Here is a 16,427-nt window from a genome sequence, read left to right as displayed (position 1 = left end):
TCGCCCCGCCCGTCTCCGCCAAAACCTTCGTGATCGCCGCCGTCAGCGACGTCTTGCCGTGGTCGACGTGACCGATCGTGCCGATGTTGCAGTGCGGCTTGGTGCGGGAGAACTTTTCCTTGCCCATCAGAGCCTCCTAAATTCGAAATCGTGTTGCGGATGAAGAGATGCCTAGGCGTGTAGCCTTAGGCGTACTTGGCGATGACCTTGTCGGCCTCGCCGCGCGGCACCTCTTCGTAGTGGTCGAACTGCATGGTGAAGTTCGCCCGGCCCTGCGACATGGAACGCAGGTTGTTCACGTAGCCGAACATGTTGGCCAGCGGCACCATCGCGTTGATGACGTTGGCGTTGCCGCGCATGTCCTGGCCCTGGATCTGGCCGCGGCGGGAGTTCAGGTCGCCGATGACCGAGCCGGTATACTCCTCCGGCGAAACGACCTCGACCTTCATCACCGGCTCGAGGAGCACCGAGCCGCCCTTCTGCAGCGCCTCACGGAAAGCGGCGCGGGAGGCGATCTCGAAGGCGAGCGCCGACGAGTCGACGTCGTGGTAGGCACCGTCGATGAGCTCGACCTTGACGTCGACCACCGGGAAGCCCGCCAGGATGCCGGCGCCCAGGACCGAGTTGAGGCCCTTCTCGACGCCCGGGATGTACTCCTTCGGCACCGCGCCGCCGACGATCTTCGACTCGAACAAGAAGCCCGCACCCGGCTCGTTCGGCTCGACGATGAACTTCACGCGGGCGAACTGACCGGTACCGCCGGTCTGCTTCTTGTGCGTGTAGTCGATCTCCTGACGACGGGTCAGCTTCTCGCGGTAGGCCACCTGCGGCTGGCCGATATTCGCGTCGACCTTGTAGGTGCGGCGCAGGATGTCGACCTTGATGTCCAGGTGCAGCTCGCCCATCCCCTTGAGGATGGTCTGGCCGGATTCCTGGTCCGTGGAGACCCGGAAGGACGGATCCTCGGCGGCCAGCTTGGCGAGCGCGATGCCGAGCTTCTCCTGGTCGGCCTTCGACTTCGGCTCGACGGCGATCTCGATCACCGGCTCCGGGAACTCCATGCGCTCCAGGATCACGGCCTTCTGCGGATCGCACAGGGTGTCGCCGGTGCGGGTGTCCTTGAGGCCGGCGAGGGCGACGATGTCGCCCGCGAAGGCTTCCTTGACGTCCTCACGGTTGTTGGCGTGCATCAGGAGCATGCGGCCGACGCGCTCCTTCTTGTCGCGCGTCGAGTTGATGACGTTGGCGCCCGACTCGATCTTGCCCGAATACACGCGGCAGAACGTGATCGTGCCGACGTGGGGATCGTCCATGATCTTGAAGGCGAGCATGGAGAAGGGATCGGAATCCGTCGGGTGACGGACCACCGGCTCCTCGGTCTTGAAATCGATGCCTTCGACGTCGCCGCGATCGGCCGGGGAGGGGAGGTAATCCACCACCGCGTCGAGCAGGGGCTGCACGCCCTTGTTCTTGAAGGCCGAGCCGCAGAGCACCGGATGGAAGGCACGCAGCTGCACGGCCCGACGCACGAGCTTGTGCATCGTGGCGGCATCCGGCTCGGTGCCGTCGAGATAGGCCATCATGGCCTCGTCATCGAGCTCGACGCAGGCCTCGACCAGCTTGCCGCGATACTCGACGGCCTGGTCCTTGAGGTCCTCGGGGATCTCGACCTCGGAGAAGTCGGCGCCCAGCGTCTCGCCGGACCAGACGATCGCCTTCATCTTGATGAGGTCGATTACGCCCTTGAAGTTCGACTCCGAGCCGATCGGCAGCTGCAGGCAAACGGGCTTGCCGGCGACGCGATCGATGATGTCGGCAACGCACTTGAAGAAGTCGGCGCCGATCTTGTCCATCTTGTTGACGAACACGACGCGCGGCACGTCGTACTTGTCGGCCTGACGCCAGACGGTCTCGGTCTGGGGCTCGACGCCCTGGTTGCCGTCGAGCACGCAGACCGCGCCGTCGAGCACGCGCAGGGAACGCTCGACCTCGATGGTGAAGTCGACGTGGCCGGGGGTGTCGATGATGTTCAGGCGCTTCTCGCGCCAGAAGCACGTCGTCGCGGCGGACGTGATCGTGATGCCGCGCTCCTGCTCCTGCTCCATCCAGTCCATGGTGGCGGCGCCGTCATGGACTTCGCCGATCTTGTGCGACTTTCCGGTGTAGTAGAGGATCCGCTCCGTGGTCGTGGTCTTCCCGGCATCAATGTGGGCCATGATGCCGAAGTTGCGGTAGTCCTCGATCGCGTGCGTGCGGGGCATCGGATTGCTCCTGAGAGACGGCGGAACCGCTTACCAGCGGTAGTGCGAGAAGGCGCGGTTGGCTTCCGCCATCCGGTGCGTATCTTCCCGCTTCTTGACGGCGTTGCCGCGGTTGTTCGCGGCGTCGAGCAGCTCAGCGGAGAGCCGCTCGATCATGGTGCGGTCGTTGCGCGACCGGGCGGCCTGGATCAGCCAACGGATGGCGAGGGCCTGGCGGCGCTCGGTCCGAACCTCGACGGGGACCTGGTAGGTCGCACCGCCGACGCGGCGGGAGCGGACCTCGATCATCGGGGCGACGTTGTCGAGCGCAGCGCGGAAGACCTCGATCGGGTTGGCCCGGGCGCGGTTTTCGACGATGTCGAAGGCACCGTAGACGATCCGCTCGGCGGTCGACTTCTTGCCCTCGTACATGATCGAGTTCATGAACTTCGTCAGCACCACGTCCCCGTACTTCGGATCCGGGATGATCTCACGCTTTTCGGCAGAGTGACGGCGGGACATCTCTTAAACTCTCAAACGAGTAGTTTTTAAGCACCTCGCGCAGGCCGCCTTGGCTCTCTTGATGAAGCCGGCGACATCCTTACGAGGCCGTGGAAAGGCCTTGGCGCGACCGGATAAACTCCGGTCGGCGATCTTACTTCGGCCGCTTGGCGCCGTACTTGGACCGGCGCTGCTTGCGGTTCTTCACGCCCTGCGTGTCGAGCACGCCGCGCAGGATGTGGTAGCGCACGCCCGGCAGATCCTTGACGCGGCCGCCGCGGATCATGACGACCGAGTGCTCCTGGAGGTTGTGACCCTCGCCAGGGATGTAGCCGATCACCTCGAAGCCATTGGTCAGACGGACCTTGGCGACCTTACGAAGGGCCGAGTTCGGCTTCTTCGGGGTCGTCGTGTAGACCCGGGTGCAGACGCCGCGCTTCTGCGGGCAAGCGTCAAGCGCCGGAACCTTGTTGCGGCTCCGCTGGATCTTCCGCGGCTGGGCGATCAGCTGGTTGATCGTCGGCATCCTGTGCCCTCTTCCTCGGTCACCTTGGTCGGATTGCCGAGGGCAATCCGCAAAACGAATATGCGCCGGAGGTCCTGTCACAGACCCTCGGCGCGGTGTGGGCAGAGGAGCACGCCCGAAACGAACGCGCTCGTACCTACGGATCTGACTTAGAGCGTCAGGCGATTTGAGCCTTCGGATCGCTCGGGGCGATGGCGGCGCTCAAGGTGAAACCTGAGGACCGTCGGCAGCCAATGGCCGTCCGAAGTGGCGCGCTTCTAGCCTCGGTTAACCCGCAGGTCAATGCGGTCGCGGCAGAAAACTGCGCCGCGCGACAGGTTAACGTCCCGTCACGGAGCGGACCGATTGAGCCGCCCTGCGTATCGTGAAGCCGGCGATGGCCGGCCTTTTATCCGGGACGCGGCGTGGAGCAAAGACCGCCGCGGGACGAGTCCCGCGCCCTGGCGCCGATGCTGCCTTGGCTGCAGCGCGGCTTCCAACGGAGTCGACGCCGGTCATGCCCTCGTTTCAGGACACACCCCTAGATCGCCGGCGGTGTCGCGCGTGACGCGAAGCCGTGGCGGTCGCCTTCGGCTGATCCGAGGGCACCGAAATAATCTCTTCCCAGCGCCAAGCTTCGTGCCGAGTTTATTCTTCACGCCCGCTGAGAAACAGAATGGGATGCTGTTGATTGCTCCAGCGCTCATACGCCATCATCTTTGTGCGAGTCGCGAAGACACAAGGATTTTCTTTGGAGATATCCCGAAGGACTGATTTGCTTCATCTGTGGATCGCTGGTCTTCATTCTAGAACCATTATGTCTGCGATGTTTGGATTTGCCCTCGATCCGAAGCCTGGCCGTCGCCGGTTCTCATGGATCGCCGTAGCCCCAACGCCCTGAGGGTCGACCGCCACCATCGTCTCGACCCCATCGGATTGGCGACGCGCAATCCTGAGGATTGCACTGTTTCGAAGTGCCAACTCCGTGCCTTTGGCCTGGATGGGACACGGGGGCCGGTCCGAGCGATTCCGAAACCATGATTCGTGCGGCCGGTCTCGACCCGCCGCGACACGTGAGAAACCTCAACACCTGGAGATATCTGTGCGTCGCCTACTGACTTTCGCCCTGGCAACTCTCCTCTCCGTCGGGGCCGCGCAGGCCGATCGGCTCGACGACATCAAGAAGGCCGGCGTGCTGCGGGTCGCGACCTTCGACAGCAATCCGCCCTTCGGCTTCGTCGATCCGAACACCAAGCAGCTCGCCGGGCTCGATGTCGATTACGCCCAGGCGATTGCCGACAAGATCGGCGTAACGCTCGAGCTGCGGCCGACCAATCCCGCGAATCGCATCCCGCTCCTGACCTCCGGCAAGGTCGATCTGGTGCTGGCGAACTTCACGATCACGGAAGAACGCGCCAAGCAGCTCGATTTCAGCATCCCGTACTTCGCCTCCGGCCAGCAATTCCTGGCCAAGAAGGGCACGCTGACCTCGCCCGATCAGCTCAACGGCCTGCGCATCGGCGCCGACAAGGGCACCACCAACGAGATCGTCCTGCGCCGCGACTTCCCGAAGGCGACCGTGGTTGCCTTCGACGACACGCCCTTCGCCTTCGCGGCTCTGCGCAACGGCAACGTCCAGGCGATCACCCAAGACGGCCCCAAGCTCGTCGGCCTGTTGGCGAAGGTCCCGGACAAACAGAACTACGAGGTTCCGGCCTTTTCGATCTCGAACGACTATATCGGCGTCGGCATCCCGAAGGGTGAGACCCGCCTTCGCGACGTCGTGAACGAGACCCTCCGCGAGCTGGAAGCCAGCGGCAAGGCGGCCGCCATCTACGATCGCTGGTTCGGCCCCAAATCGGATCAGCCGCTGCCGCGCCTGTTCCGGATCGGCGACCACAGCTAGGCGCCCGGTGAGTCTCTTCGGCGACCTCCTGGCGCCACGCTACCTGATCTGGCTGCTGCAGGGCTTTGGGGTCACCCTGGCCCTGTCAGCGGCCGTCTGCGTCGCCGGGACGATCCTCGGCCTCGCCCTCTGCTGCCTGCGGGCAGTCGGGGGCCGGCTCGCGCGGGCCGGGACTACCGCCTGCGTGGGCCTCATCCGGAACACGCCGCTGCTGGTGCAGCTGTTCTTCTGGTATTTCGGCGCCGCCGCGCTGACCCCGGCCCCGCTCACCGCCTGGCTGAACAGCCCGCATGGCCTGCCGCTGGGGCCGACCGCCCTGACGTGGCCCGCCTACGAGACACTGGCCGGCTTCTTCGGCCTGACGCTCTACACCGCCGCCTATATCGCCGAGGAATGCCGCGCCGGGCTCAACGGCATCCGGGCCGCGCAGCGGGAGGCTGCGGTCGCGCTCGGCCTGACCGACCTTCAGGTGTTCCGCCACATCGCCCTGCCGCTGGCGCTGCGAATCGCCTGGCTGCCGGTGGTCGGCCAGTACCTCAACACCATCAAGAACACGTCGCTGACCATGACCATCGGCCTGGCCGAGCTGTCCTATGCTGCCCGGGAGGTGGAAACCGAGAGCTTCCTGGCCTTCCAGGCCTTCGGCATTGCCACGCTCCTGTATGTCGGGGCCGTCGCGGCAGTGGAGGCGGCCGGCCACGCCGTCGCGCGGCGGGACCCGGCGGGAGCCGTCCGCCGGTGAATGTTTCCGTCATCACCGACAATCTCGGCTACCTGCTGGCCGGCGCCTGGCCGGACGCGCCGGTCGGCGGGCTGATGCTGACGATGATTCTGTCGGTCGCCTCCGGCCTCGCCTCGGCTCTCCTGGGGCTCGTCCTCGGGATCGCGCTGGCGATGAGTGGCGACCGGACACGGCGCGCTCTGACCCTGGGGCTCGGGCTGTTCCGGGCCGTGCCGATCGTGATGCTGATCTTCTGGAGCTACTTCCTGCTGCCGGTCCTGTTCGGATTCGCCATCCCGGAGACCGGGACCGTGGTGACGGCCCTGTCGCTGGTGGGCGGCGCCTACCTGTCCTACGCGGTGGCGGCCGGGATCGAGAGCATCGGCCGCGGGCAGTGGGAGGCCGGCCTGGCCCTGGGCTTCGGCCGCTGGCAGGTCCTGCGGGTCATCATCCTGCCCCGGGCGCTGCCGGCCATGGCACCGTCCTTCGTCAACCAGTGGACCGTGCTGATCAAGGACACCGCGCTCGCCTACGTGATCGGCGTGCCCGAACTCTCCTTCGTGGCGACCCAGGTGAACAACCGCGCCATGGTCTATCCCGCCGAGATCTTCTTGTTTGTCGGCGCCGTCTACGGATGCCTCTGCCTGCTGGTCGATTGGCTCGCCGCGCTGGTGGCCAGGCAGCGCAGCCTGCCGCGCGCGGGCAGGGCCTGACAGACCCCCGTCCTCGTCTCCACGCGATTCGGATGGGTCGTCGCGGGCACGGCGCGACCATCCCCAAGGGCGCGCCGAGCCAGCAACGTGCCGGATCGGGGCAGGGGCCCGGGATCACGGTCTACGGAAGATTAAAGCGAACCGTCGAAATGTCCCGGTCGTCGGGCTGCCTCCGGGCCGGCCTCAGTGCGCGTCGAGGATGTTGCGTATGGGTTGCGTCGCGGTCAGCAACGTCGTCCCCTTTCGGCGGATCGCCCCCGCCTCCGCGGCAGGCGAGCGGGATGCCCGGAATCGCCGTCGCAGCGAGCAGCGCGCGCTGATGGACGCGGTCTACGCCACCGGGAGCATGATCGTCGCTGCCGGCGATCGCGAGATGAAGCTCACCGCCTCGCGCCTGCAGGTCTACGGCTTCCTCACCATCGAGGAGGTCACCGAGGACGGCGGCATGCGCCGGCTGCGCCCCTCCGAAGCGATTCGCGCGCGGTCCGAACGCCCATGGCGCCTGTCGAAGCCGGCCTTCGGCGGCGCCGTGACGATCCCGAGCCTCGACGATTTCTTGTTCGAATCAGCCGGCCAGCCGTTCTGAGCACCTGAGCCGTCCCGGACACCTCCCCGCCGCGCCGGACTGCACGGCGGACATGGCTGCACTGTTGCCTCGCCCATCCGGCCGCGTCTTCGACCAGTCTCGCCGCCGCGCGCATGCGACGGCGACACAAGCCGGCGCCTCAACGCGTCCGCGTCGCTGAACACCCCCGCGGCCACGCCGGGATGCCGTGCGGCACCCGACCCGAATCGCCCGAGCAGCTCCCGGCCGTGCCGGCGAATTTGCCGCGATCGGCTTGCCTTCCGGGCTTACCCGTAGTATCCGCCCGGCCTTCGCGACATTTCGATGGGTGCTCGCACCCTCTGAACGCGGTGACCGCGCCGACGTCTTCTGACGCCGCAAGCGCGGTCTATACCATGAGCCGGGGACATCAGATCCCCATCAGGCGTCGTCCGCCGGGCAATACCGCCCGCGTGCGGAAACCCGCCTGAAACAAGGAGTCACGCACGTGATCCAGATGCAGACGAATCTGGACGTCGCCGACAACTCTGGTGCACGCCGTGTGATGTGCATCAAAGTTCTCGGCGGGTCGAAGCGCAAGTATGCCGGCGTTGGCGATGTGATCGTCGTGTCGGTCAAGGAGGCGATCCCGCGCGGTCGCGTCAAGAAGGGCGACGTCATGAAGGCGGTCGTCGTTCGCACGGCCAAGGCCGTGAAGCGCGTCGACGGGTCGGTGATCCGCTTCGACAAGAACGCTGCGGTCCTGATCAACAATCAGAAGGAGCCGATCGGCACACGCATCTTCGGACCGGTGCCGCGCGAACTGCGCGCGCGCAACCACATGAAGATCATCTCGCTGGCGCCGGAGGTGCTGTGATGGCAGCCAAGATCAAGAAGGGCGACAAGGTCGTCGTACTCACCGGTCGCGACTCCGGTCGCTCGGGCGAAGTCATTCAGGTTCTGCCGAAGGAAGGCCGGGCTTTCGTGCGCGGCATCAACCTGGTCAAGAAGCACCAGAAGCAGACCCAGAACCAGGAAGGCGGGATCATCTCCAAGGAGGCCGCCATCCAACTCTCGAACATCGCGGTCGCCGATGCCAACGGCAAGCCGACCCGCGTAGGTTTCCGCATCCTCGAAGACGGGCGCAAGGTCCGATTCGCCAAGAGCACGGGGGATCAGATCGATGGCTGAGGCCGACAAGAACGCCTACACCCCGCGCCTGCGCAAGCACTACGACGAAGTCGTGCGCCAGAAGCTGATCGAGGAATTCGGGTACAAAAACCCGATGCAGGTTCCGCAGATCGAGAAGATCGTCATCAACATGGGCGTCGGCGAGTCCACGGCGGACTCCAAGAAGGCGACCGTGGCGGCTGGAGACTTGGCGCTCATCGCCGGCCAGAAGCCGGTGATCACCCGGGCCCGCAAGGCCATCGCGACCTTCAAGGTCCGCGAGGGCATGCCGATCGGCTGCAAAGTTACGCTGCGCAAGCAGCGCATGTACGAGTTCATGGATCGCCTGATCACGATCGCGCTCCCGCGCGTCCGCGATTTCCGCGGCCTGAACCCGCGCTCGTTCGACGGGCGGGGCAATTACGCCCTCGGTCTCAAGGAGCACCTCGTGTTCCCGGAGATCTCCTACGACAAGGCCGAGCAGATGTGGGGCATGGACATCGTCGTGGCGACCAGCGCCAAGACCGATGCCGAGGCCAAGGCTCTGCTCGCCGCCTTCCAGTTCCCGTTCCGGCAGTGAGGCCTTCGCGCCTCATACGCGGACACCGGAGATAGACCACATGTCGAAAAAAAGCTCAGTTGAGAAGAATGAGGCCCGCAAGACGCTGGTGAAGCGTTTCGCGGCCAAGCGGAAGGCGCTCCTCGAGATCGCCAACAACGACACCCTCGAGATGGAGGAGCGCTTCGAGGCGCGCCTCAAGCTCGCGGAACTGCCGCGCAACTCGTCCGCCACCCGCATCCGGAACCGGTGCGGCATGACCGGCCGTCCGCGCGCGTTCTACCGTAAGATGGGCATCTCGCGCATCGCGCTGCGGGAGCTTGGCAACCGGGGCCTGATCCCCGGCCTGGTCAAGTCGAGCTGGTAAGGAGGTCCCCATGGTCAACGATCCCGTGGGTGACATGCTCACCCGTATCCGCAACGGCCAGCTGCGCCGTCGCAACGTCGTTCAGACGCCCGGCTCGCGCCTGCGCGCCAACGTCCTGAACGTGCTGAAGTCCGAGGGCTACATCCGCGATTACGCGGCGACCGACCTGGGCAACGGCCGCACCGAGTTCGCCATCGAGCTCAAGTACTACGACGGTCGCCCGGTGATCCGCGAGATCAAGCGCGTGTCGAAGCCCGGCCGTCGGGTCTACTCGTCTGTCGGTGATCTGCCGCACGTGGCCGACGGCCTCGGCGTCACCATCGTCTCCACCCCGCAGGGCGTCATGGCCGACCACGAGGCGCGCGAGCGCAACGTCGGCGGTGAAGTGCTCTGCACCGTATTCTGATCGGGACGGAGGAGGTTATCCCATGTCTCGCGTAGGCAAAAAGCCCGTTCCCGTGCCGGCCGGCGTCACCGCCACCGTCACCGGTCAGACGGTGAAGATGAAGGGCTCGAAGGGCGAGCTGCAGTTCGACGTTCCCGCGCTGGTCAGCGTGGCGATGAAGGACGGCGCCATCGAAGTCCAGCCGATCAACCAGTCCAAGCCGGCGCGCTCCCTCTGGGGCACGTCGCGGGCGCAGATCGCCAACATCGCCGAAGGCGTGTCGAAGGGCTTCGAGAAGAAGCTCGAGATCACGGGCGTTGGCTATCGTGCGGCGATGGCCGGCAAGGCCCTCAAGCTGTCGCTCGGCTACAGCCACGACATCGAATACGCGATCCCCGCAGGGATCACGATCGTTACCCCGAAGCCCACCGAGATCACGATCACCGGGATCAACCGCCAGCAGGTCGGTCAGGTCGCCGCCGAGATCCGCGATTACCGCGGACCCGAGCCTTACAAGGGCAAGGGCGTGAAGTACGCGGGCGAGTTCATCTTCCGCAAGGAAGGCAAGAAGAAGTAAGGAGGGCATCATGTCTCGCAAGCTCGAAGCCCTCGATCGCCGCAAGGCGCGCGTCCGTCGCGCGCTGCGGGCGGCCGCCAATGGCCGTCCGCGGCTCTCGGTGTTCCGCTCGTCGAAGCAGATCTACGTGCAGGTCATCGACGACGTCGCCGGCAAGACGCTGGCTGCCGCCTCGTCGATCGACAAGGCGCTCAAGGGTGAACTCAAGACCGGCGCCGATGTCGCCGCCGCCAAGGCGGTGGGCAAGCTGGTGGCCGAGCGCGCCAAGGCCGCCGGCGTCACGAAGGTGATCTTCGACCGCTCCGGCTACATCTACCACGGCCGCGTCGCGGCCGTTGCCGAAGCCGCCCGCGAGGGTGGCCTGGAGTTCTGAGGAACTCTCTCCGCGCGGCGTGATACCCGCGCGGCCATTCCCTCCCGTTTCCGGCGAGGGGAATCGAGCGAGCGGATCTGAGGATCCGCGCTAGTGAGATAGGTTAGACAGCATGGCACGTGAACGGGAAGGCGGGGGCCGCGGCCGCCGTGACGAGCGCGAGGAGCGCGACAGCGAATTCGTGGACAAGCTCGTCCACATCAACCGCGTCGCCAAGGTGGTGAAGGGTGGCCGTCGCTTCGGCTTTGCAGCCCTCGTCGTCGTCGGCGACCAGAAGGGCCGCGTTGGCTTCGGCCACGGCAAGGCCCGTGAGGTGCCGGAGGCGATCCGCAAAGCCACCGAGGCGGCCAAGCGTGGCCTGATCCGGGTGTCGCTGCGTGAGGGTCGGACCCTGCACCACGACGTCAACGGCCGCCACGGCGCCGGCAAGGTGATCCTTCGCGCGGCTCCGCAGGGTACCGGCATCATCGCCGGCGGCCCGATGCGCGCCGTGTTCGAGACGCTCGGCATGCAGGACGTCGTCGCGAAGTCGCTCGGCTCGTCCAACCCCTACAACCTCGTGCGCGCCACCTTCGAGGCGCTCAAGAACGAGGACAGCCCGCGCTCCGTAGCGGCCCGCCGCGGCATCAAGGTGTCGAGCCTCCAGGCCCGTCGCCGCGACGCCGATCCGGCCGACCAGTCCGAAGCTGCGGTCGCGTAAGGGGAGGGTCCGATGGCACAGAAGACCGTCCGTATCGAGCAGATCGGCTCGCCGATCCGCCAGGAGGCCAGCCAGCGCCAGACGCTGATCGGCCTTAAGCTCAACAAGCTCCACCGCGTGTCCGAGCTGGAGGATACCCCCTCCGTGCGCGGCATGATCCGCAAGGTTGCGCACCTCGTGCGCGTCCACGGCGACGTGGCGTGAGGAGGCACCGATGAAGCTCAACGAGATCAGCGACAATCCCGGCGCAACCAAGAATCGGATGCGTGTCGGTCGGGGCATCGGCTCCGGCAAGGGCAAGACGGCCGGCCGCGGCGTGAAGGGTCAGAAGGCCCGGACCGGCGTGTCCATCAAGGGCTTCGAGGGCGGTCAGATGCCGCTGCATCGGCGTCTGCCGAAGCGCGGCTTCAACAACCTCTACGCTCAGGACCTGAACGAGGTGAATCTCGGACGGATCCAGGAGGCGTTGGACGCCGGCAAGCTCGACAAGGCCGCGACCGTCACGATCGAAAGCTTGGTGGCTGCCGGCATCATCGCCCGTCCCCGCGACGGCGTGAAGCTGCTCGGCGTCGGCGAGCTGACCGCGAAGCTCAGCTTCGAGGTCACCCGCGCCTCCAAGTCCGCCATCGAGGCGGTCGAGAAGGTCGGCGGCTCGGTCACCGTCGCGTTTGCGACCGGTGTTTCGCACCGCGGCGGTTCCACCGCCGAGGCCACGGCCTGACGGCCGGCGTGAGAGCGACGCGGCGTCCCGTTGCACGGGCCCCGCGGAGCCTTTAAGCCGATCCTCCGAGCGGCGGCCCTGCGACCACGCGGGCCGCCGTTTTCATTTCATCCGGGCACGCTTGGCCCGGCGACATTCCCAGGACGCGACGCTTATGGCCTCAGCAGCCGAGCAGCTTGCCGCCAACCTCAACTTCGGGGCGATCGCCAAGGCCGATGAGCTGAAGAAGCGCATCTGGTTCACCTTGGGCGCCCTCGTGGTGTTCCGGCTGGGCACCTACATCCCGATTCCCGGCATCGATCCGGAGCAGTTCGCCCGCAACTTCCAGCAGCAGGCTGGCGGCGTGCTCGGGCTGTTCAACATGTTCTCCGGCGGTGCCGTCGAGCGCATGGCGATCTTCGCCCTCAACATCATGCCGTACATCTCGGCCTCGATCATCGTTCAGCTGCTCACCTCGGTTATCCCGAGCCTCGAGGCGCTGAAGAAGGAGGGCGAGTCCGGGCGCAAGGTCATCAACCAGTACACCCGCTACCTCACGGTGGTTCTGGCGCTGGTGCAGTCCTGGGGCATCGCGATCGGCCTGCAGAGCTCGTCGGCGGCCATCGATCCGGGCCCGTTCTTCCTGGCCTCGACGGTGATCACGCTCACCGGCGGTACCCTGTTCCTCATGTGGGTCGGTGAGCAGATCACCTCGCGGGGTATCGGCAACGGCTCCTCGCTGATCATCTTCGCCGGCATCGTCGCCCACCTCCCGGTCGCGATCGCGGGCGCCCTGGAGCTGGGCCGCACCGGCGCGCTCTCGCCGATCATCATCCTCGGCGTCGCCGTGGCGGCCGTCGTGCTGGTCTACTTCATCGTGTTCATGGAGCGCGCCCAGCGCCGTCTCCTGATCAACTACCCGAAGCGCCAGGTCGGCAACCGCATGTACGAGGGACAGACCTCGTTCCTGCCGCTCAAGCTCAACACCTCGGGCGTCATCCCGCCGATCTTCGCGTCGTCGTTGCTGCTCCTGCCGGCGACGGCCGCGAGCTTCTCCGCCAATGGTGGCAGCACCGGCTGGCTCGGCACGGTGACGGCCTATCTCGGCCACGGGACGCCGCTGTTCATGGCGCTCTACGCAGCGCTGATCATCTTCTTCACGTTCTTCTACACGGCGGTGGTGTTCAATCCGCAGGAGACGGCGGATAACCTCAAGAAGCATGGCGGCTTCATCCCGGGCATCCGCCCGGGCGAGCGCACCGCGGCCTTCATCGACAAGGTGCTGACCCGGATCACCGTGATCGGCGCCCTGTATCTGACCCTGGTCTGCCTCTGCCCGGAAATCCTGTCGTCCTACGCCTCGGCAAGCCTTGGTTTCGGCGGCACCTCGCTGCTGATCGTGGTCTCGGTGACGATGGATACCGTCGCCCAGATCCACGGTCACCTGATGGCCCACCAATACGAGGGCCTCGTGAAGAAGGCCAAGCTGCGTGGCGCCTCGACCACGCAACGCCGTCGCTGATCCTGTTACAGAGGCGGAACGAAGCCACCGTCGTTCCCGCCTCTGACCCATAGGTCCGGGTGCCTCCTGGCCCAGGACCGTCTAGAAAATCCCGAGACGGGCGATGCCGGGGAGGCTTCGCCACCCGCCGCTTGGGCCCGTAGAGAGTCGGGCCGGACGAGGACAACGCCATGCGCATCATTCTGCTCGGTCCCCCCGGCGCGGGGAAGGGGACCCAATCCGAGCGGATCCTACAGCGCTTCGGCATCCCGCAGCTGTCCACCGGCGACATGTTGCGCGCCGCGGTCGCCGCCGGCACGCCGGTTGGTCTGGAAGCCAAGGCCGTGATGGAATCCGGCGGCCTGGTCTCCGACCGGATCGTGGTCGGCATCGTCGCTGACCGGATCGAGGAGCCCGACGCGAAAAGCGGCTTCATCCTCGACGGCTTCCCCCGGACGGTCGCCCAGGCCGAGGCGCTCAGCACCATGCTGGCCGGCAAGGGCATGGACCTCGACGCGGTGATCGAGTTCAAGGTCGACGAGAACGCACTGGTCGGGCGCATCGAGAAGCGTGCCGCCGAGACCCAGGCCCGCGGCCAGGCGGTGCGCAAGGACGACACCCCCGAGGTGTTCAAGCAGCGCCTGGAGGCCTACCGGGCCCAGACGGCACCGCTCTCCGACTATTACGCCAAGACCGGCCTGCTCCATACGGTGGACGGCATGCAGCAGATCGACAACGTCACGGCTGAGATCATGGGGCTGCTGGAGCCGCACGCGGAACGCGTCGAGTCCTGATACCATCGCCGGCCGGCCGCGATCAGGCGGCTTGTCCGCGGTTATCGACTGCGCTCGAGCGCAGGACGGGACGGATACGATCCAGGACGCAGGTGGATGGCGCCTGATGAGGGGGATCGAAACGCCGAGCGGGCCACGAGCCCTACGGGCAACCGGGCCCCGCTTAACGGACGTGTCGGTCGGATCGACGGACGGGAGCCGTCATCCACCTGCCGGTCGGATCACAGCCGACAGGAAGACGCGCATCGGTGTCATGAAATGGGGAGTGCGGCGCGGGCACGCCGTACCCCGGCATGACTGGACGGATCGGTGAACCTATGCCCAGGTCGTCGGTTGAGGGGCAAACCCGACCGGAAGCCCTGATGACCATCCTTCGCATCCCCGTAAGCCTGCTCCTCGTCGCCATGGCTTTGCCTCCGCTTCCGGTGGCGGCGCAGAGCCCGGCACAGTCCTTCGCGTATCGCGAAAAGCGGTTCCGGAACGCATGTCGGCCGCCGCTCAAATTCGCTGCGGGAGCCTGCGTCCGCCATTGCCCTGCCGGCTACCAGAATATGGGCGGCTATTGCCGATACCAGAGCCAGCGCTTCCGCTGAGGCAGCCCCTTCATCGCTCCGATCGCCGCTCGGCCCGCAGCGCCCCGAAGAAATTCACCACATCCATCGACAGCGCCCGGCGGCCGAAGAGGCGGAAGGGGTTGCCGTTGGTGCGGCCGTCGCGCAGCTCGACCATCGCGGTCGAGACGTTGTAGCGGAACACCATCCGGCGGCCGGCGAAGGTGGCCCAAAGCAGGCCGGGGCCGTCATCCTCGGCCTGGAGAGCGATCGATCCGGGCTCGGCCTCGGTGAGGGTCCCGCCCGTCACCGCGAGGATCACCGGAACCACCTCCTCGGCATTCTCCTCGGCCGCCCGGAGGACCGAATCGGCGAAAGCCCGTAGCGTGGCGCCGTCGCTGGTGAGAACCGACATCTGTGCTCCTAAAAGGACTGCAGTCAGGGCCGCACGCGACGCATGGCGGCGCGGCCGATCGTTCACGGGTCGTTGACATATCGCCCTGCGCACGCTAGCAGGCCGTCCTTCGTCCAATCGATCGCTGGTCCGAGGTGCCCTGTCCAGGGCCGCCCCCGGGCCACGTTGTCGTTTGGCGCGCGCAGGGGCCGGCCTCCACCGGACGCGCGCGAGCACCGTCCGGTTTCCGGGCCTCATATGGAGCGTGATCATGGCACGTATCGCAGGCGTCAACATCCCGACCAACAAGCGCGTCGTCATCGCGCTGCAGTACATCCACGGCATCGGCGCCAAGAAGGCCGAGGAGATCACCACGAAGGTGAACATCCCCGCCGAGCGCCGGGTGAACCAGCTCACCGACGCCGAGGTGCTTCAGATCCGCGAGACGATCGACCGCGACTACGTGGTCGAGGGCGACCTGCGCCGCGAAGTCTCGATGAACATCAAGCGCCTGATGGATCTCGGCGCCTATCGCGGCCTGCGTCACCGCAAGCAGCTGCCGGTCCGCGGTCAGCGCACCCACACCAACGCCCGCACCCGCAAGGGCAAGGCGAAGCCGATCGCCGGCAAGAAGAAGTAATTTTTGACTTTGGAAGGCCGTGCCTCGCGCGGCCTTCCCTCCGTGGCGCTGGTGTCCCGCAAGGATCCCAACGCAGGCTCGACCGCCCTGCACGGGCGCGCCGGCCCAGTCCCAAAAAGAATCCCGAGCGCCTGGAATTACGGGCGCGCTTGAAGGAAGAGTGAGACGAGAATGGCCAAGGAACCGCAACGCGTCCGCCGGCGCGAACGCAAGAACATCGTGTCGGGCGTCGCCCACGTGAACGCCTCGTTCAACAACACGATGATCACCATCACGGACGCGCAGGGCAACACGATCTCGTGGTCGTCCGCCGGCGCGATGGGCTTCAAGGGCTCGCGCAAGTCCACGCCGTACGCTGCGCAGGTCGCCGCCGAGGACGCCGCCCGCAAGGCCTCCGAGCACGGCATGCGCACCCTCGAGGTCGAGGTGTCCGGCCCGGGTTCCGGTCGTGAGTCGGCCCTGCGCGCCCTCCAGGCCGCCGGCTTCACGGTTACCTCGATCCGCGACGTGACCTCGATCCCGCACAACGGTTGCCGTCCGCGCAAGCGTCGTCGGGTCTGAACTGAACGGTTTGACGGAGAACCTC

24 protein-coding genes are annotated in these 16,427 nt (G+C 66.3%); 19 read left to right on the top strand and 5 right to left on the bottom strand.

Translation table 11 applies throughout. The features are described 5' to 3' along the window. The 4 genes from AO398_RS27480 to rpsL form a co-directional block, all read right to left on the bottom strand. Positions 1 to 127, bottom strand: a 127-nt coding sequence (locus tag AO398_RS27480) for a GTP-binding protein (protein WP_244498717.1), incomplete at its 3' end; no start/stop codon positions are given. A 58-nt stretch (positions 128 to 185) separates the two neighbouring features. Then, complete coding sequence (fusA, locus tag AO398_RS11795; protein WP_058192238.1) at positions 186 to 2,261, bottom strand: elongation factor G; 2,076 nt, start codon at positions 2,259 to 2,261, stop codon at positions 186 to 188. 30 nt (positions 2,262 to 2,291) lie between these two features. Continuing rightward, positions 2,292 to 2,762 (bottom strand): 30S ribosomal protein S7, encoded by a 471-nt coding sequence (gene rpsG, locus AO398_RS11790; RefSeq protein ID WP_007557567.1) that lies wholly within the window; start codon positions 2,760 to 2,762, stop codon positions 2,292 to 2,294. 133 nt (positions 2,763 to 2,895) lie between these two features. Then, on the bottom strand, positions 2,896 to 3,267 hold the full coding sequence (gene rpsL / locus AO398_RS11785; protein ID WP_007557568.1) for a 30S ribosomal protein S12: 372 nt from the start codon (positions 3,265 to 3,267) through the stop codon (positions 2,896 to 2,898). A 1,081-nt stretch (positions 3,268 to 4,348) separates the two neighbouring features. On the opposite strand from rpsL, the gene AO398_RS11780 reads away from it, so the two are divergent. The 17 genes from AO398_RS11780 (at position 4,349) to AO398_RS27475 (ending at position 14,849) form a co-directional block, all read left to right on the top strand. Next, positions 4,349 to 5,152 (top strand): ABC transporter substrate-binding protein, encoded by an 804-nt coding sequence (locus AO398_RS11780; protein WP_152997496.1) that lies wholly within the window; start codon positions 4,349 to 4,351, stop codon positions 5,150 to 5,152. 7 nt (positions 5,153 to 5,159) lie between these two features. Then, entirely contained in the window at positions 5,160 to 5,894 is a 735-nt protein-coding gene (locus AO398_RS11775) for an amino acid ABC transporter permease (protein WP_058192237.1), read from the top strand. Further along, positions 5,891 to 6,586, top strand: coding sequence for an amino acid ABC transporter permease (locus tag AO398_RS11770; RefSeq protein WP_058192236.1), 696 nt, complete (start codon positions 5,891 to 5,893; stop codon positions 6,584 to 6,586). The genes AO398_RS11775 and AO398_RS11770 overlap by 4 nt, the downstream gene beginning before the upstream one ends. 208 nt (positions 6,587 to 6,794) lie before the next feature. Further along, positions 6,795 to 7,172 (top strand): hypothetical protein, encoded by a 378-nt coding sequence (locus tag AO398_RS11765; RefSeq protein WP_058192235.1) that lies wholly within the window; start codon positions 6,795 to 6,797, stop codon positions 7,170 to 7,172. 466 nt (positions 7,173 to 7,638) lie between these two features. Further along, positions 7,639 to 8,007 carry a 50S ribosomal protein L14 gene (rplN, locus tag AO398_RS11760; RefSeq protein WP_007557579.1) on the top strand — a complete coding sequence of 123 codons (369 nt, stop codon included), beginning with the start codon at positions 7,639 to 7,641 and terminating at the stop codon, positions 8,005 to 8,007. Further along, positions 8,007 to 8,321 (top strand): 50S ribosomal protein L24, encoded by a 315-nt coding sequence (rplX, locus tag AO398_RS11755; RefSeq protein ID WP_007557581.1) that lies wholly within the window; start codon positions 8,007 to 8,009, stop codon positions 8,319 to 8,321. The genes rplN and rplX overlap by 1 nt, the downstream gene beginning before the upstream one ends. Next, entirely contained in the window at positions 8,314 to 8,880 is a 567-nt protein-coding gene (gene rplE, locus AO398_RS11750; RefSeq protein ID WP_007557583.1) for a 50S ribosomal protein L5, read from the top strand. Before rplX ends, rplE begins: the two co-directional genes overlap by 8 nt. 40 nt (positions 8,881 to 8,920) lie before the next feature. Then, positions 8,921 to 9,226, top strand: a complete 306-nt coding sequence (rpsN, locus tag AO398_RS11745) for a 30S ribosomal protein S14 (protein ID WP_058192234.1) — start codon at positions 8,921 to 8,923, stop codon at positions 9,224 to 9,226. Between the two features lie 10 nt (positions 9,227 to 9,236). Continuing rightward, a complete protein-coding gene (gene rpsH / locus AO398_RS11740) occupies positions 9,237 to 9,632 on the top strand; it encodes a 30S ribosomal protein S8 (RefSeq protein WP_007557585.1) in 396 nt (131 codons plus the stop codon). Between the two features lie 22 nt (positions 9,633 to 9,654). Further along, complete coding sequence (gene rplF / locus AO398_RS11735; RefSeq protein ID WP_058192233.1) at positions 9,655 to 10,188, top strand: 50S ribosomal protein L6; 534 nt, start codon at positions 9,655 to 9,657, stop codon at positions 10,186 to 10,188. Between the two features lie 10 nt (positions 10,189 to 10,198). After that, entirely contained in the window at positions 10,199 to 10,561 is a 363-nt protein-coding gene (gene rplR, locus AO398_RS11730) for a 50S ribosomal protein L18 (RefSeq protein WP_010686176.1), read from the top strand. A gap of 112 nt (positions 10,562 to 10,673) precedes the next feature. Then, positions 10,674 to 11,261, top strand: coding sequence for a 30S ribosomal protein S5 (rpsE, locus tag AO398_RS11725; RefSeq protein WP_007557588.1), 588 nt, complete (start codon positions 10,674 to 10,676; stop codon positions 11,259 to 11,261). A gap of 12 nt (positions 11,262 to 11,273) precedes the next feature. Next, positions 11,274 to 11,465, top strand: coding sequence for a 50S ribosomal protein L30 (rpmD, locus tag AO398_RS11720; protein ID WP_007557591.1), 192 nt, complete (start codon positions 11,274 to 11,276; stop codon positions 11,463 to 11,465). Between the two features lie 10 nt (positions 11,466 to 11,475). Further along, complete coding sequence (gene rplO, locus AO398_RS11715) at positions 11,476 to 11,982, top strand: 50S ribosomal protein L15 (protein ID WP_058192232.1); 507 nt, start codon at positions 11,476 to 11,478, stop codon at positions 11,980 to 11,982. 154 nt (positions 11,983 to 12,136) lie between these two features. Continuing rightward, positions 12,137 to 13,483 carry a preprotein translocase subunit SecY gene (gene secY, locus AO398_RS11710; protein WP_058192231.1) on the top strand — a complete coding sequence of 449 codons (1,347 nt, stop codon included), beginning with the start codon at positions 12,137 to 12,139 and terminating at the stop codon, positions 13,481 to 13,483. 170 nt (positions 13,484 to 13,653) lie between these two features. Beyond that, positions 13,654 to 14,256, top strand: coding sequence for an adenylate kinase (locus AO398_RS11705; RefSeq protein WP_058192230.1), 603 nt, complete (start codon positions 13,654 to 13,656; stop codon positions 14,254 to 14,256). 362 nt (positions 14,257 to 14,618) lie between these two features. Next, positions 14,619 to 14,849, top strand: coding sequence for a hypothetical protein (locus AO398_RS27475; protein ID WP_082643242.1), 231 nt, complete (start codon positions 14,619 to 14,621; stop codon positions 14,847 to 14,849). Positions 14,850 to 14,859: 10 nt separating this feature from the next. Here AO398_RS27475 and AO398_RS11700 read toward each other — a convergent pair whose 3' ends face one another. Next, positions 14,860 to 15,222 (bottom strand): hypothetical protein, encoded by a 363-nt coding sequence (locus AO398_RS11700; protein ID WP_058192229.1) that lies wholly within the window; start codon positions 15,220 to 15,222, stop codon positions 14,860 to 14,862. A 250-nt stretch (positions 15,223 to 15,472) separates the two neighbouring features. On the opposite strand from AO398_RS11700, the gene rpsM reads away from it, so the two are divergent. Beyond that, positions 15,473 to 15,841 carry a 30S ribosomal protein S13 gene (gene rpsM, locus AO398_RS11695; RefSeq protein ID WP_058192228.1) on the top strand — a complete coding sequence of 123 codons (369 nt, stop codon included), beginning with the start codon at positions 15,473 to 15,475 and terminating at the stop codon, positions 15,839 to 15,841. 171 nt (positions 15,842 to 16,012) lie between these two features. Next, on the top strand, positions 16,013 to 16,402 hold the full coding sequence (gene rpsK, locus AO398_RS11690) for a 30S ribosomal protein S11 (RefSeq protein ID WP_007557606.1): 390 nt from the start codon (positions 16,013 to 16,015) through the stop codon (positions 16,400 to 16,402). Positions 16,403 to 16,427 lie beyond the last annotated feature (25 nt).

Origin of the sequence: Methylobacterium sp. GXS13, from assembly GCF_001455965.1 — a bacterium.
Taxonomy (GTDB): Bacteria; Pseudomonadota; Alphaproteobacteria; order Rhizobiales; family Beijerinckiaceae; genus Methylobacterium.
The sequence above is the reverse complement of the archived record's forward strand: the minus strand, read 5'-3'. Positions and strand labels throughout refer to the sequence as shown.

Excerpts from the sequence above, each read along its gene's own strand:
- rpsE (WP_007557588.1), top strand. The coding sequence starts at position 10,674 with ATGGCACGTGAACGGGAAGGCGGGGGCCGCGGCCGCCGTGACGAGCGC.
- fusA (WP_058192238.1), bottom strand. The coding sequence starts at position 2,261 with ATGCCCCGCACGCACGCGATCGAGGACTACCGCAACTTCGGCATCATG.
- AO398_RS11700 (WP_058192229.1), bottom strand. The coding sequence starts at position 15,222 with ATGTCGGTTCTCACCAGCGACGGCGCCACGCTACGGGCTTTCGCCGAT.
- rpsL (WP_007557568.1), bottom strand. The coding sequence starts at position 3,267 with ATGCCGACGATCAACCAGCTGATCGCCCAGCCGCGGAAGATCCAGCGG.
- rpsN (WP_058192234.1), top strand. The coding sequence starts at position 8,921 with ATGTCGAAAAAAAGCTCAGTTGAGAAGAATGAGGCCCGCAAGACGCTG.
- rpmD (WP_007557591.1), top strand. The coding sequence starts at position 11,274 with ATGGCACAGAAGACCGTCCGTATCGAGCAGATCGGCTCGCCGATCCGC.
- rplE (WP_007557583.1), top strand. The coding sequence starts at position 8,314 with ATGGCTGAGGCCGACAAGAACGCCTACACCCCGCGCCTGCGCAAGCAC.
- rplF (WP_058192233.1), top strand. The coding sequence starts at position 9,655 with ATGTCTCGCGTAGGCAAAAAGCCCGTTCCCGTGCCGGCCGGCGTCACC.
- rplO (WP_058192232.1), top strand. The coding sequence starts at position 11,476 with ATGAAGCTCAACGAGATCAGCGACAATCCCGGCGCAACCAAGAATCGG.
- rpsM (WP_058192228.1), top strand. The coding sequence starts at position 15,473 with ATGGCACGTATCGCAGGCGTCAACATCCCGACCAACAAGCGCGTCGTC.
- rpsG (WP_007557567.1), bottom strand. The coding sequence starts at position 2,762 with ATGTCCCGCCGTCACTCTGCCGAAAAGCGTGAGATCATCCCGGATCCG.
- rplX (WP_007557581.1), top strand. The coding sequence starts at position 8,007 with ATGGCAGCCAAGATCAAGAAGGGCGACAAGGTCGTCGTACTCACCGGT.
- rplR (WP_010686176.1), top strand. The coding sequence starts at position 10,199 with ATGTCTCGCAAGCTCGAAGCCCTCGATCGCCGCAAGGCGCGCGTCCGT.
- AO398_RS11765 (WP_058192235.1), top strand. The coding sequence starts at position 6,795 with ATGGGTTGCGTCGCGGTCAGCAACGTCGTCCCCTTTCGGCGGATCGCC.
- rpsK (WP_007557606.1), top strand. The coding sequence starts at position 16,013 with ATGGCCAAGGAACCGCAACGCGTCCGCCGGCGCGAACGCAAGAACATC.
- AO398_RS11705 (WP_058192230.1), top strand. The coding sequence starts at position 13,654 with ATGCGCATCATTCTGCTCGGTCCCCCCGGCGCGGGGAAGGGGACCCAA.
- secY (WP_058192231.1), top strand. The coding sequence starts at position 12,137 with ATGGCCTCAGCAGCCGAGCAGCTTGCCGCCAACCTCAACTTCGGGGCG.
- AO398_RS27475 (WP_082643242.1), top strand. The coding sequence starts at position 14,619 with ATGACCATCCTTCGCATCCCCGTAAGCCTGCTCCTCGTCGCCATGGCT.
- rpsH (WP_007557585.1), top strand. The coding sequence starts at position 9,237 with ATGGTCAACGATCCCGTGGGTGACATGCTCACCCGTATCCGCAACGGC.